The 13,293-nt window shown below is 58.7% G+C and carries 13 protein-coding genes and 2 pseudogenes; 8 read left to right on the forward strand and 7 right to left on the reverse strand.

The genetic code is table 11. The features are described 5' to 3' along the window. Nucleotides 1-58: 58 nt before the first annotated feature. Nucleotides 59-1,211: pseudogene (locus PAQ31011_RS23965) on the forward strand (IS3 family transposase); the annotation flags it as partial. On the opposite strand, the pseudogene PAQ31011_RS27045 reads toward PAQ31011_RS23965, so the two are convergent. The 7 genes and pseudogenes from PAQ31011_RS27045 to PAQ31011_RS24000 all read right to left on the reverse strand — a co-directional run. Next, nucleotides 1,204-1,338, reverse strand: a pseudogene (locus PAQ31011_RS27045) (IS3-like element IS407 family transposase); the annotation flags it as partial. The pseudogenes PAQ31011_RS23965 and PAQ31011_RS27045 overlap by 8 nt on opposite strands. Further along, nucleotides 1,313-1,834, reverse strand: a complete 522-nt coding sequence (locus tag PAQ31011_RS23975; RefSeq protein WP_150578170.1) for an SLATT domain-containing protein — start codon at nucleotides 1,832-1,834, stop codon at nucleotides 1,313-1,315. The pseudogene PAQ31011_RS27045 and the gene PAQ31011_RS23975, both read right to left, overlap by 26 nt. Nucleotides 1,835-2,111: 277 nt before the next feature. Further along, the gene (locus tag PAQ31011_RS23980) at nucleotides 2,112-2,645 is read right to left on the reverse strand and encodes a dCTP deaminase (RefSeq protein WP_150578171.1); all 534 of its coding nucleotides are present in this window, start codon (nucleotides 2,643-2,645) and stop codon (nucleotides 2,112-2,114) included. A gap of 12 nt (nucleotides 2,646-2,657) precedes the next feature. Further along, nucleotides 2,658-3,296, reverse strand: coding sequence for a dCTP deaminase domain-containing protein (locus PAQ31011_RS23985; protein ID WP_150578172.1), 639 nt, complete (start codon nucleotides 3,294-3,296; stop codon nucleotides 2,658-2,660). Next, the gene (locus tag PAQ31011_RS23990; protein WP_150578173.1) at nucleotides 3,297-3,827 is read right to left on the reverse strand and encodes a dCTP deaminase domain-containing protein; all 531 of its coding nucleotides are present in this window, start codon (nucleotides 3,825-3,827) and stop codon (nucleotides 3,297-3,299) included. A gap of 341 nt (nucleotides 3,828-4,168) precedes the next feature. Beyond that, entirely contained in the window at nucleotides 4,169-4,603 is a 435-nt protein-coding gene (locus PAQ31011_RS23995) for a hypothetical protein (RefSeq protein ID WP_150578174.1), read from the reverse strand. 681 nt (nucleotides 4,604-5,284) lie between these two features. Beyond that, nucleotides 5,285-5,620, reverse strand: a complete 336-nt coding sequence (locus PAQ31011_RS24000) for a type II toxin-antitoxin system HicB family antitoxin (protein WP_150578175.1) — start codon at nucleotides 5,618-5,620, stop codon at nucleotides 5,285-5,287. A gap of 767 nt (nucleotides 5,621-6,387) precedes the next feature. On the opposite strand from PAQ31011_RS24000, the gene PAQ31011_RS24005 reads away from it, so the two are divergent. The 7 genes from PAQ31011_RS24005 (at nucleotide 6,388) to PAQ31011_RS24035 (ending at nucleotide 13,291) form a co-directional block, all read left to right on the forward strand. Further along, complete coding sequence (locus PAQ31011_RS24005; protein ID WP_150578176.1) at nucleotides 6,388-7,581, forward strand: porin; 1,194 nt, start codon at nucleotides 6,388-6,390, stop codon at nucleotides 7,579-7,581. A 281-nt stretch (nucleotides 7,582-7,862) separates the two neighbouring features. Then, nucleotides 7,863-8,663, forward strand: coding sequence for a GntR family transcriptional regulator (locus PAQ31011_RS24010; RefSeq protein ID WP_150578177.1), 801 nt, complete (start codon nucleotides 7,863-7,865; stop codon nucleotides 8,661-8,663). 20 nt (nucleotides 8,664-8,683) lie between these two features. Continuing rightward, nucleotides 8,684-9,898 (forward strand): ABC transporter substrate-binding protein, encoded by a 1,215-nt coding sequence (locus PAQ31011_RS24015; protein WP_150578178.1) that lies wholly within the window; start codon nucleotides 8,684-8,686, stop codon nucleotides 9,896-9,898. A 4-nt stretch (nucleotides 9,899-9,902) separates the two neighbouring features. Continuing rightward, a complete protein-coding gene (locus tag PAQ31011_RS24020) occupies nucleotides 9,903-10,775 on the forward strand; it encodes a branched-chain amino acid ABC transporter permease (RefSeq protein WP_150578179.1) in 873 nt (290 codons plus the stop codon). Nucleotides 10,776-10,798: 23 nt separating this feature from the next. Next, nucleotides 10,799-11,815 (forward strand): branched-chain amino acid ABC transporter permease, encoded by a 1,017-nt coding sequence (locus PAQ31011_RS24025; RefSeq protein WP_150578180.1) that lies wholly within the window; start codon nucleotides 10,799-10,801, stop codon nucleotides 11,813-11,815. Then, complete coding sequence (locus PAQ31011_RS24030) at nucleotides 11,808-12,584, forward strand: ABC transporter ATP-binding protein (RefSeq protein ID WP_150578181.1); 777 nt, start codon at nucleotides 11,808-11,810, stop codon at nucleotides 12,582-12,584. Before PAQ31011_RS24025 ends, PAQ31011_RS24030 begins: the two co-directional genes overlap by 8 nt. After that, nucleotides 12,581-13,291: an ABC transporter ATP-binding protein gene (locus PAQ31011_RS24035; protein ID WP_150578182.1), complete on the forward strand. Its 711-nt coding sequence runs from the start codon at nucleotides 12,581-12,583 to the stop codon at nucleotides 13,289-13,291. Before PAQ31011_RS24030 ends, PAQ31011_RS24035 begins: the two co-directional genes overlap by 4 nt. Nucleotides 13,292-13,293 lie beyond the last annotated feature (2 nt).

Below are 13,293 nucleotides of genomic sequence, written 5' to 3' on the forward strand. Positions count from 1 at the left end.
GGTCTAATCCCTCCGGACACTCATATAGGTGAGAATGCTCGCCATGAAGAGGTGTCTGATGACCAAACAACGTCGTTCGTTTTCCCCTGAGTTCAAACGCAATGCTGAGGCACTTGTCCTTGATCAGAGTTACAGCCACATGGACGCATGCCGCTCCGTTGGCGTTGCCGAGTCCGTTTTGCGTCGATGGGTTGATCAGCTCCAGCTTGAACGCCGGGATGTTACCCCTCAGAGCAAAGCCCTCACGCCAGAGCAACAGCGTATCCAGGGGTTTGAGGCGCGCATCGACCGCCTTGAGCGAGAGAAGGCCATTTTAAAAAAAGCCACCGCGCTCTTAATGTCGGAAGGGATCGAACGTACGCGCTGGTTGAGCAACTCGCCAAAGATGAGCCCATAGCCTTACTCTGCGCGCTGTTTGAGCTTCCCCGATCTTGCTTGTACGCCTATCGTCAGCGGCGCCAGCGTGTCGATCCGATACGTATGGCGCAACGCAGTCGTGTGCATGAATTGTTCGTCGAAAGCCGCAGCTCAGCGGGCAGCCACAGCATCGTGGGAATGATGCGCGAGCGAGGCATTGCCATCGGACGTTTCAAGGTCAGTCGATTGATGGCGGAGCTTGGGCTGATCTGCAAACAACCGGGCAGTCATACCTACAAGCGAGCCACCATCGAGCGCGTAGATATTCCGAATCGTTTGAATCGGCAGTTTGTGGTGGATGGACCTAATCGAGTCTGGTGCGGTGACATCACGTACGTCTGGGCGCAAGGCCGTTGGTATTACTTGGCCGCAGTCCTCGATCTATTCACGCGCCACGTCGTAGGCTGGGCATTCTCAACACGACCGGACGTCAACCTGGTGGTGCAGGCACTCGATATGGCCCATGAGCAGCGCGGTCGTCCACAACGGCTGCAATTTCACTCGGATCTGGGTGGTCAGTACGGTAGTCGCAAGTTCCGCCAGCGACTATGGCGGTACCGGATCGAGCAGAGCATGAGACGGCGCGGAAATTGTTGGGATAACTCGCCGATGGGGCGCTTATTCCGAAGCTTGAAGACGGAGTGGGTGCCGAACACGGGATATATGACTGCACCCCAAGCGCATCGGGAGATCAGTCATTCCCTGAACAATACAACTGGCTACGTCCGCATCAATTTAACGACGGGGTCGCTCCTGCGGTAGCAGAAGGAAAACTTAACGCTGTGTCCGGGATGGGTTGGCCACTACACCAGCAACATACAAACCTGAAATACCGTGGTCGACGGAAATGTCGACAGCCTCTCTCATGATATCGTCGACGACAATCAGGTCAGCGTCACGTACCGTTCCCCCATTTGCCAATATCCTCAAATTTGGAAATTTCCTTATGCACGCTCTTTGGAATATGGGGCATCTCGGCTGCAAGATTGTCGAGACGATCACGAATTTGATCTAGCGTTGCGATGTTTGGTTCTGGACTTGCCAGGAGTTGCTCGATACACCTCCCCACCGAATTGTATTTAGCGCCCGCGACTCGATGCCGTTCCGCGCGATCTTGATACTGAGAGCCTGCACCTAAGGCGGCCAACACTGCAGCAGCCACACTCATCAAACCAGTCAACACTTTTAGCCAAAGGTCTGGTTGTGCCTGAATGGTGCCGAATACAGCAGTTCCGACCAAAGCAGACAGGCCTGCAGACCATCCAGAGAGCAACCTATTTCTGCGACTAAGCAACTCTGCAGTCTTGTAGTGCCCGACAGCGACAGTAGCGCATCGCTGATACCAGTCAATCGTAAGTTTTCGAAAACTTTCTAATTCGGTCAAAAGGTTATCCTTGAAGGCTAAGCGTTCGATCATCAATCGCGGTCTCAGCGCCTGCTTCTGGCCGACTACAGCCACACCTGAAAGGCTGCTTACGACCCGGAGCGGTCCGTCAACCTAGCATAGGCTCAACGGCGGTTATCGAGGCAGAACGGACGACGGGACTAGAGTTTCTGCTAGCGACCAGTTGGTCTTGTTCATCGTGCCATCGACTGAAGCGGCCCCACAGATACGACATAGTTCGACCTCGTCCGGATCAGTTTCGATGTGAAGGCAGAAAGGGGGCCGTAGCATCCAATCTCAATATCCAAGCTCATTTAAAAAGCGCGAGGGTTGGCGCAGATGCTCCCTGATATCTGCCATTGTATGGATGCGCCGCGTCGCTAGTGCATCGAAAGACAAATAACTGAGCTATGTTATGACCAGGGCTAATGGCAACCGAGAATGTCGCTTGATTCGACAATTCGAGCGTTATTGCTCCGTCGTACCCTGGCTCGACCTGCCCATCATTTGAGGTTGCGGTTACAAACAATCTCGCAAGGCTCCCCTTGGTCTGAACCAAACCAAAATAGCCGGGCGGCATGCGGTATTTGTCACGCGAGCAGGCCAAGACATTCTGGCCGGGTCTCAAAAGAAGATCACCAGTAAGTTTGTGTTCCTCTTCGAAATATTTATCTGGATCGTAATTCGATTCATAGCGGATTGGATCGTCGTTAGTGGGAGTGTCCCGCATACGACGCACAGTCCCACTCAGCTCAATTTTAATAGAAAACTCTTCTACAAGTTCGGGTCTGCAGACGTCGAAAGATTTGACGAGGCCAGATAAATTTTTAGAAACAACAAGCATTGTTTATTAAATTCAATGGTGGTTTTTTAATACAAAGTATGTAACCAGGGCGGCAGACATCGAACCACCAACCAAGGAAACGACCCAGCCAATAATCTGATTTACGCTTTGTGATGCCCATCGTCCCAATCGTTTCCCCATTGGAACTTTCTTCGAAACGACGATACCCTTCTTTGTTATTTCAGGATGAAAATATGTCGTTTCAGTTGAGAAGAATATGATCGATGCAATTTTATCCCCCTTCTTTAGATCGTGTTTATAGTTGGTCGTATTGAAGAGCCTAAGCTTCAGATGCCCGGCATACGAAGGCTCGACTTTGGCTGGCGCAATCAACACCCCGCGGTCAAGAAACAAACTACCTGTAGGAACAATCAGGCCGTACATGTTGTGAGGAACTTTAATTCGCTCAGCAACTTGAACGACAATCGAACCATGTCGCGCCAAATGAACGCCATCAGAAGGGATGGCGTTCATTTGACTGTATGAAGGTCCGTATCGGTCGCTCCAAGCTTCGCCAACGCTTAATTCAACTGAGAAATGGTCTGGCGTGAGCCCATCCTCAATAAACAATGCGCTTTTGTCGGATAGAGCCGCACCATTAAAAATCTCTTCGCTACCCGTAGTTCTGGTCTTAATATGTAAAACGCTCATTTATTTTTGGGGCTCAAAACGGGGTTGGACTATACGCCCATGCTGCCATTGTCCTCTATAATTTGTTGCACCTTCGTCGACCGAAGTTAAGACCAAATGGCAAAACCGGGCGTAGCGTTGAATTAAAAATCCGTCTCTGGCAACCACGTTGAGGCCAAATATGAGAGGGCCTTCATAACCTGGTGGTACCACGCTGCTGTGAAGGGCTACGCCACTACGGAACAACGTGCTGCGAGGGAATACGGTCCCCGCCAAATTCAACGGCAACTTCATTGTTTCTACAGTCTTCACCAAATACCACCGGTCTGGGATGAGTAAAAAGTTGCCATCGACATCTGGCTCAAGCGGCGTCGAATCAGCAGTTTTTCTCGTATCACAGCGCAAAGCCCCCCGGCCATAAATTTCGTGAACGGCGTCGAGCTGGAGGTCGACGCCAACTCCTTCAGGATCTACGATCTCTCGCTCAGCAAGGTTTTGAACCGGCCAACCCTCTGCTTGCCCAACGAAAAGTGTACGCGGTGGAATAATCAAAGTCTGCTCCGATTGCTTTACGGATGAGTGTCAGCCGTATGATAAACGACGGTTCGGCCGACTGCGTGTGATGTTTCGGCGTGGTTGATGATTTTCCGAGCGATCGTTCTGCAAGTTGCAGCCGAACGCATGGGTAGCTCAATGCGCAGACAGGTCCAGCAAATCACATGGCTAGTCGATACTGGTATGCGCCACTTTTCGCAGACAATTGTGGGGCGTCGGGTTAGCGCAGGTGGCGGCCAGCTACCATCCGCTGTCCGCCTAGTTTGCGACGTTCAAACGGTTCGCGGCTCGTAAGAGCGAATGTCTCGTCATGGCCGGTTGCGGACGCTGGCGCTTGCCTAGTTATCTGCCACTCTTTGGCTTTGATAGGAAATGAAGTGACTCGCTTCGTTGGCGAGGCTCAGATGAATGTCAACGCGCTCAGCGACGGCTCGTAGCGCTGAAAAATACTCTTCGCGTTCTTGAGCCGACAAACTTGAGTTCAATACTCGGTTGACCATCAGCAAGGCATTGAACGACGGAGCCCTGGCCAGGGACTCCAGAAGAACACCCTTGTAGCCAGGGTAGAAATGCTCCGTGAGGTGGACCAGCGTCCCAGGCGCGCCGCAATCTTCCAACGGGTACTTTTCGAAAAACCGAAAGATGGAAGGGATTAGGCTTGCTTGACATGAAAGCGGGACGGACTCAACCAGCTTGTCCACCTCCAGAACGAAGCTATCCTCCCGAGGGTTTAGCTCCAATAGGCGAATCTCGAAGTTTCTGATGGCATCCATAGAGGCTTGCAGAGGTTTGAGCTAGCTCCAAACGCCGCGTCTCTGCTGTCAGCGGACGCTGCAAGTTTCGGCACTAGATGCAATGATTTTCAGCCACGGATCCTCGTTTGTCGAATGACCGCTTGTGGCCGGAAAGGGATGCCACCCGTGACGCATTGGGTGCTCGGGAAAGTCCACCGCCACTTGCTCCCCGCGAGGCGAACAATGCGCAGCCCGACCTTGTTCGGCATATCTGTATTGCTGCACCAACGATTTGAGTGCTCGGAGAGCTAGTGCGTATGCCGCGCGCTTTTGGTTTGCTCCAACGGTCAAACCAATAAGGAAACGTCTGAGATTGGGAGCTAGGGAAGGCGGGACAAAATGCTCATAAATTCTGGATTTCGAGCGCCCCAATATGGAAGATTCAGCCCCAAAAACAAAGCCATTTCCACAGCCGTATACACAACCAGCCGCGCATTGCAACTGCTACAAATTTGCTACAGCAAATTCGAATTTCCTTGAGAATCAGTTATTTATCTTGTCATTCTATTAACTGAACTACAGGGAGAGACTGGACGTTATCCAGCGCGACGCAATTGCGTCGTTCTTGCAGGTACGACGCGAGGGCAAGAGTATAGCAAAATCGTTTCGGCCGGATGGCACAGTCGGCGTCCTTGTCTGGGCGACAAGTGATCGGCCTCCCTATGCGAAAGCGGCATGCTCCAGCGTTTCTGCCACCCATTGATTGAGGCTTTGTCCGTGCGCCGCCGCAGCGATTGCTGCCGCCTCGTGGGCCTTCGGTGCCAAGCGGACGACAAACTTCCCCGAGAATTGCTTCTGGGGCTCAATGCCGCGTCGCTCGCACTCATCCAGAAAGACCTTCAGCGACAGCTCACCTTCCTTGCGTAAGCCAGACACATCGCCCGCGTAGAAATCTGCGCCGCCATTGAGACCGACAAACTCCCCTCTGAACATGTCGATCTCCGGGTCATAGGCGATGACTGCCTTATGCCCTCCAATAATCATGATGTTGTTCATGGTTTCACTCCATTGTCCTCAAGCCACTTACGAATCGACGCAACGACACCCTCGTCGACCTCAGGAGACGGGACTTGCGATGCCTGCAAACCTATACGGGGGAAGTCAGTATGCAATGCCGCGCAGAACGTATCGTCGACGCGAGACGTTGTCGATGTAGGTCGACCTAGCGGCCGAAACCGTTCGGGCATTGCTGGGATTGAGAGACGTCAGGACGCAGGCGAGAACGAGAGGGTGGGGCGGCGCATCGGAGTCGGATCACGCCCATCGAAAGTTGATCCATATCCCACAAAATCGATGGCGAATCTACGCATTTCCATCGAGCAAAACACCCCACCGCCAACGTCTCAGGAATTTCCCGATAGAACAACCGGGATTGGCATTTGTTCCATTGACGCTACAAATTGGCCCTCCTAGAGTCGTCGCCATGATGACTCGTCCCTTCCTGCCTATGCTGACGTCCGCCCGTATGCGAGCGACGCATCGCGTGCTGCGCGAGTAACTCGCCGCTTCTCAGCGCGTCCGTGCGTTCACTGCGCTTGTCACTTTCATCCTTTGTGACAAGTCGCATCCGACGCCGCCGCGCTCACCCCATTCGCCCCATGCCGGACGACGCGCTACTCATGAGCGCGCCGCGGCGTCGTGCGCCCTCGCGATTCGATACGTGACGCGAGCGAGTCCAAGGCAGCACCGGATTCGCCGCAACGGTCGACGCCCGGCGTCGTGGGGTGCTGTTTTCCTCAACAACTAGAAAGACGCCCAACCTCATGACGCACTCCTCGCGCAAAACGTCAAAACCGCTGCCTCTCGCCAGTGCCGCCACTATCGCCAGTGCCGCTCTACTCCTCGCAAGCGTCGCCCCATCCGCGCACGCCCAGTCGAGCGTCACGCTCTACGGCCTGATCGAATCGGCCATTGTTTCGCAGAATCACGCCAGCCCCACCGGCGGTCGCATCTACTCCGTCAATCAGGCAGGCGAGGGCTTCCTCTCCGCCAGCCGCTTCGGTCTGCAAGGCATCGAAGACCTCGGCAGCGGGATGAAAGCCCGCTTCGTGCTCGAAAACGGCTTCAACTCGCAAGCCGGCACCTTCGATCAACAAGGACAACTCTTCGGACGTCAGGCATTCGTCGCGCTGCAAGGCGGATGGGGTGAACTCGCGTTCGGGCGTCAATACACCGGGGCCGTCGTCGCCATCTCAATGGTCGATCCGATCTTCATCGGCGCACCGCCCACGAACTCGTGGCTCGTCTTCCTGACCGGTCAGCGCTACAACAACGCACTCACCTGGACGAAGAAGTTCGGCCCGTTCGGCGTGAACCTGCAATACGCATTCGGCGGCATCGCGGGGCAGGGCTCGGCGCGCTCGTCCGCATCGGGCGGCGTGTCGTGGGAGCAGAACGGCAACGTCTTCACCGGCCAGTTGCAGCAGACGCACGACTCGCAAAGCCGCACCGCGAAGACGTGGTCGCTCGGCGGCAAAGTCAGCTACGGCCAGTGGAAGTTTCATGCGGACTACCTGCAAAGCCAACGCGATCCCGGCTTCGACGTGACCAACGGCGGTGTCGACTACGCGTCGATCACCAACATGAGTACGGCCGCCACGCCCACGACCGTTGCCGCTATCGGCTCGGTATTCTCCGCCGCACGACGCGATCAGTTCTTCACGCTCGGTGCGACCTATCTGCTCAGTCCGTCGTGGCAATTCATCGCCGCCTATATGTACAACAACACCACCGCCGTCAATTTCAGCGGCAAGCGCCAGACGCTGTACGGCGTGATCGACTACTTCCTCTCGAAGCGAACCGATGTCTACTTCGCCACCGCCTACGAGCGCGTCGACGGTGGCTGGGGCGGTCTTTTCGGCACCACGACCACCAACTGGACCGGCGGCAACGGCGTGAAGCTCAACGGCTTCGATAACCAAATGAGCTACTACATCGGTCTGCGCCACCGCTTCTAAACGATCGGGATGACGAGAACGAGGCCGTCGTCGCCCGCCGTCATCGGATGACGCGAAGATGACCGCTTCCTGACACACCGGTTGGGCGGCGGGACGACGCTCAAAAACGAAGCGGCGCAGCATCCGAAAATGCTGCGCCGCAACCTTGAAACCCTTGCCGTACCTGCGTTTGCAGGCCATCGAAGAAATATCCTGAATCGCTTAGGTGTTTTCCCGATAGGACATTTTGTCTGTGCCTTTGTTCTATTGACCGGACATTATGACACTTCCAGAATCGCCGCATGGATACCCCACTTCCGCTTCCGAAATACCACCAGATCTACCTCGTGCTGCGCGAGCAATTGCAGGAGGGACGCTTCGATCAGGACGGCGTGCCCGGCGAGCATCTGCTGGCCGATCAGTTCAGCGTGGCACGCATCACGATCCGCAAAGCGATGGAGATGCTCGTGGCCGACGGCCTCGTCGTGCGTCGCCCGGGGCTCGGCACATGGCCGCTGCATGCAGGTCAACGCACCGGCGGTGGCAAGACGCCAGGCATTTCCCGGGAGAAAGCGCACCTCACGGGCCTGCTCGAAAACATCGTCAACATGGGCCTGCGCACGAGTGTCGCTGTGCTCGAATCGTCGGTCGTCGGCGCGAGCGATGCAGTCGCCGATGCGCTGGCGCTCGCCCCCGGTGCCCCCGTCTACAAGAGCATTCGCGTGCGTAGCACCCAAGCCGGGCCGCTGTCGTACATCACCACGCACGTGCCGCAGGACATCGCGCAAATCCGTCGCGAGGAACTCGAACGCAAACCGTTGCTGATGCTGCTCGAAGAAGCCGGCGTCGAGCTGGGCGGTGCGACGCAAACCATTTCCGCGCGTCTGGCCGATGCCGTCGTGGCGCGCCATCTCGACATTGCCGTCGGCTCCGCGCTGCTCGCGGTCACGCGTCTCGTACGCGACGTTGCCGACCGCCCGGTGCAACTGCTGCAAGGCCTGTATCGCCCAGATCGCTACCAGTACCAGCTTCAACTCTCGCGCGTCGGCGACATCGACGCCAAGGTTTGGGTCAGCGAAGAACTGTCCGCCCAATTCCACTGAACACGTCCGGAGAATCTTTCATGAGTTCGCGTCGCACGTTCCTGCGTCAGTCCACCGCCATGGCCGCGCTCGCCGCTGCCTCCACCAGCACCCCGTGGCTCGCGCGTGCTGCCGGCAAGCCGGTCAAGATCGGCGTGCTTCACCCCGTCACCGGTGCGCTGGCCTATTCGGGACAGCAATGCCGTCTGGGTGCCTTGCTCGCCATCGACGACATCAACGCCGCAGGCGGCATCAAATCGCTGGGTGGTGCGCCCATCGAAGCCATGCTCGGCGACGCACAATCGCGCCCCGAAGCCGGCTCGGCCGAAGTCGAAAAGATGAACGAAGCCGGTGTCTCGGCGATTCTCGGTGCGTACGCCTCGGCCATCTGTCTGGCAACGACGCAAACCGCCGCGAAGTATGGTCTGCCGCACGTGGTGGACGTCGGTGTGGCCGACCAGATCGTCGAGCGCGGCCTGACCAACACGTTCCGCTTCGGCCCCGGCTATCGCATGTGCTCGCTGCGCGCGGTCGACGACCTCGCCGCACTGAACAACGCCGCAGGCAAGCCCGCGAAGACCGTGATGATCGTGCATGAGGAGTCGCTTTTCGGCACCGGCACAGCAGCGCTGCTGCAAAAGGAATTGCCGTCGCGCGGCTTCGAAATCAAGGAAGTGATCAAGCACGCGAACCCGACGCGCGACTTCAACAACATCGTGCTGCGCATGCGCTCGGTCAATCCGGATATCGTGATTCCGGCGAACTACTACAACGAATACGCGCTGCTGCTGCGCGCGATGAAACAGCAGAAGGTGCGCCCGAAGGCGATCTACTCGGTGCTGGGCGGCGCGGCGTCGAGCTACAAATTCCTGAAGGAATTCCCGGATATCGCCGACGGCATCATCGATTGCAATCACTGGTTCAACCCGAAGGACCCGCGCGTGGCGTCGCTCAAGAAGCGCGTGGAAGCGAAGGGCGCTTACTTCAGCTACGAAGTGTTCATGACGTACACGGCGATGATGCTGCTGGCCGACGCCATCGAGCGCGCCAAATCGGTCGACCGCGCAGCCATCACGGCGGCGCTCGCGTCGAGCACGTTCAAGGATCACATCATGCCGTACGGTCCGACCAAGTTCGTGAACGGTCAGAACACGGGCGCGCAGCCGCTGCTCACGCAAGTCTCGGGTGGCGACATCAAGGTGATTCTGCCGGACACCTATCGCCAGGTCGCACCGGTCTTCCCGCTCAAGGCCTGATGCAATGCTAGATCCGGTCATTCTGCTCTCAGCTGTGCTCAACGGGCTGACGACGGGCGCGGTCTACGCGCTCATCGCGCTCGGTCTGACGTTGGTCTACGGCGTGTTGCACATCATCAACTTCGCGCATGGCGCGGCGTTGATGGTGGCGCTCTATGCCGTCTGGCTGCTTCGCGAGAAGCTCGGCATCGACCCGTATGTCGCGCTGCCGTTCGTCACGCTGGGCATGTTCGCGCTCGGCTACGCACTGCAACGCGTGGTGATCGAGCGTGCGAGCCACGGCAAGGACGAGAACATCCTGCTCGTCACGCTGGGGCTGGCCATCGTGCTGGAGAACCTCGCGTTGGTGGTGTTCAAGTCGGACACGCACACGATCGATACGCCGTACACGCTGGCGACAGTCGACATCGGCCCCGTCATGCTCGCGCTGCCCAAGCTGATCGCGTTCGGCGGGGCACTGGCTGCTGCCGCCGTGCTGTTCTGGATCATGCGCTCGACGGATCTGGGGCGCGCGATTCGCGCGGTCGCGAAGGAGAAGCACGGCGCGAAGCTCATGGGCATCGATGTGGAACGCGTATATGCGCTCTCGTTCGGCATCGGCATGGCGTGCGTAGGCGCTGCCGCGTGCTTCCTGTTGCCGACGTACTACGTCAATCCGCAGGTCGGTGGCGGCTTCGTGTTGGTGGCGTTCACGATCGTCGTGCTCGGGGGCATGGGGAGTTTCGTCGGCGCGCTGGCGGGCGGTCTGCTCATCGGTGTGGTCGAGTCGCTGGGTGGTCTGTGGCTGGGCGATTCGCTCGGCCAGATGGGCATCTTCGCCATCTTCATCGTCGTCGTGCTGCTGCGCCCGCAGGGGCTCTTCGGCGCGCGCGCCTGATCGAAGACGGCGGGAGAAAAACAATGAAAGATCTTCGGATGATTGTGCTGTTCGGTGTCGTAATGACGGCGTTGCTGCTCACGCTCCAGTCCGGCGTGTGGCTGTCGTTCCTGATGATGACGTTCTACACCGTGCTGCTTTCGCAGTCGTGGAACATTCTCGGCGGGTTCGGCGGGCAGTTGTCGTTCGGCCACGCGCTGTTCTTCGGCGTCGGCGCCTACGCGCAGGCCATTGCCCAATTGCAATGGGGCTGGAACCCGTGGCTCGCCATGCCGTTCGCGATTTTCGCGGGCACCGTGGTCGCCGTGTTGCTCGGTGTCGTGACGTTCCGCTACGGCCTGAAGGGTTCGTATTTCGCGCTCGTCACGCTGGCGTTCGCCGAGGTATTCCGCATTCTGGCGGTGTCGCTGCCGTTCACCGGCGCGGGCGTCGGGCTGATGGTGCCGTTGCGCCAAAGTCTGGGCAATCTTCAGTTCGCCTCGCCGCGCGGCTATGCAGCGCTGCTGCTCGTGTTCGTGATGGCGGCACTGCTGGTCACTGCCTGGCTGCGTCATTCGCGCTTTGGCGCGTGGTTGCAAGCGGTGCGCGACAACGAGAACGCGGCGCGCGCCGTCGGCGTGAACCCGTTGCGTGTGAAGCTCGGTGCCATTGCGCTCTCGGGCGCGTTCATGAGCGCCGCAGGCATGTGCTACGTGCAGATGTTCCAGTACATCGACGCCGGCATTGCCTTCGGTTCGACGATTTCGGTCGAGGCGCTCGTCGGCGTCATCGTGGGCGGTATGGGCACGCTGTGGGGCCCGGTGTTCGGTGCCGCCGTGTTGTACACGCTCGGCGAGTTCACCCGCAACTTGTTTGGTGAACTGCCCGGCCTGTCGATGGTGATTTACGGCGCAGTGCTGATTCTGATTGTCATGTTCCTGCCGCGCGGCATCACGGGGGCAGGTGCGTCGGTGCGTCGCTTGCTGGGTATGGACGGGAAGACGGGCGCGGCGCATAGCGCGCAGCCGACGACGTCGCGCGAGGAGAAGGCCCGTGTCTGACATCTTGTTGAGGGCCGATGGCCTGTCCATCACGTTTGGCGGTCTCAAGGCCGTGCAGGACGTCAGTCTCGACGTCAAAGCCGGTACGCTCACGGCGCTTGTCGGCCCGAACGGCGCAGGCAAGACCACGCTCTTCGGTCTGCTCTCCGGCTTTCTCACGCCAACGGCCGGTCGCGTCGAATTTCAGGGGCGCGACATCACGGGGCAAGCGCCTTACGACACAGCGCGTCAGGGGCTGACGCGCACGTTCCAGATCGTGCAGCCGTTTGGCGCGCAGACCGTGCGCGAGAACATTGCCGTCGGCGCGCATCTGCACCAGCGCGACCGTCGTGCCGCGTTGCGTGAAGCCGAGGAAGTCGCGCTGCGCACCAATCTGCAAGCCCAGCTCGACAAGCCGGCCGCCGACCTCACCGTGTGCGGACGTAAGCGTCTTGAACTGGCTCGCGCGCTTGCGACCAAACCCCGTCTTCTGTTGCTCGACGAAGTGCTCGCTGGCCTGAATCCGAGCGAGATCGACGAAGTCATTCCGGTCGTGCGCGAGATCGCGGACAGCGGCGTGACGGTGCTGATGATCGAGCACGTAATGCGCGCCGTCATGAGTCTTGCCGAACACGTGTGGGTACTGGCGCAGGGCAAGTTGATCGCGGCAGGCACGCCGCGCGAAGTGACGTCCGACCCGGCGGTGATCGAAGCCTATCTGGGGCACGGCACTGCCGCGCGGCTCGCTGCACAGTCGGGCGCGGCGGTAGCGATGGGAGGTGCGCAATGAGCCATCTGCTCGAAGTGGAAGGCCTGCACACCGGCTACGGTCGGGTGGAAGTGCTGCGTGGCGTCGATATGACGGTCGGCGAAGGCGAGATCGTGGTGATGCTCGGCAGCAACGGTGCGGGCAAGTCCACGCTGAACAACACGCTCTCCGGCATCAATCCTGTTTGGTCCGGACGCATTCGCTTCGACGGTCACGATCTCACCGGACGCCATTACCGGGACGTCGTCAAAGCCGGCCTGATTCAGGTGCCGGAAGGGCGTCGCATCTTCCCGAACCTCAGCGTGCGCGAGAACCTGGCGCTGGGCGCGTTCGCCCGGGGTCGCGCGTCGCGGGAGCAGGGGCTGGAGCGCATGCTCGATCTGTTTCCGCGCCTTCGCGAGCGCATCGATCAGGCGGCGGGCACGATGTCCGGCGGCGAGCAGCAGATGCTCGCCATCGGGCGCGGATTGATGGCCGAACCCCGTCTGCTGATCCTCGACGAGCCGTCGCTCGGACTCTCGCCGCTTATGGTGGAAGAGCTGTTTTCGCTGATCTCGCGTCTGCAACGCGAAGGCCTGTCGATCCTGCTGGTGGAGCAGAACGTCGGGCAGTCGCTGGAGACCGGTCAGCGCGGCTATGTCCTCGAAAACGGTGCGATCCGCCATCGCGGCACCTGCGCAGAATTGCTCGCCAGCAGCGATCTGCGCCGCGCCTACCTCGGAATGTAAGG

Origin of the sequence: Pandoraea aquatica (genome assembly GCF_902459565.1) — a bacterium.
In the GTDB taxonomy this organism is placed as follows: Bacteria; Pseudomonadota; Gammaproteobacteria; order Burkholderiales; family Burkholderiaceae; genus Pandoraea; species Pandoraea aquatica.

Coding starts and splice junctions, on each gene's coding strand:
- PAQ31011_RS23975 (WP_150578170.1), bottom strand. CDS start 1,834: ATGATCGAACGCTTAGCCTTCAAGGATAACCTTTTGACCGAATTAGAA.
- PAQ31011_RS23980 (WP_150578171.1), bottom strand. CDS start 2,645: ATGCTTGTTGTTTCTAAAAATTTATCTGGCCTCGTCAAATCTTTCGAC.
- PAQ31011_RS23985 (WP_150578172.1), bottom strand. CDS start 3,296: ATGAGCGTTTTACATATTAAGACCAGAACTACGGGTAGCGAAGAGATT.
- PAQ31011_RS23995 (WP_150578174.1), bottom strand. CDS start 4,603: ATGGATGCCATCAGAAACTTCGAGATTCGCCTATTGGAGCTAAACCCT.
- PAQ31011_RS24000 (WP_150578175.1), bottom strand. CDS start 5,620: ATGAACAACATCATGATTATTGGAGGGCATAAGGCAGTCATCGCCTAT.
- PAQ31011_RS24005 (WP_150578176.1), top strand. CDS start 6,388: ATGACGCACTCCTCGCGCAAAACGTCAAAACCGCTGCCTCTCGCCAGT.
- PAQ31011_RS24010 (WP_150578177.1), top strand. CDS start 7,863: ATGGATACCCCACTTCCGCTTCCGAAATACCACCAGATCTACCTCGTG.
- PAQ31011_RS24015 (WP_150578178.1), top strand. CDS start 8,684: ATGAGTTCGCGTCGCACGTTCCTGCGTCAGTCCACCGCCATGGCCGCG.
- PAQ31011_RS24020 (WP_150578179.1), top strand. CDS start 9,903: ATGCTAGATCCGGTCATTCTGCTCTCAGCTGTGCTCAACGGGCTGACG.
- PAQ31011_RS24025 (WP_150578180.1), top strand. CDS start 10,799: ATGAAAGATCTTCGGATGATTGTGCTGTTCGGTGTCGTAATGACGGCG.
- PAQ31011_RS24035 (WP_150578182.1), top strand. CDS start 12,581: ATGAGCCATCTGCTCGAAGTGGAAGGCCTGCACACCGGCTACGGTCGG.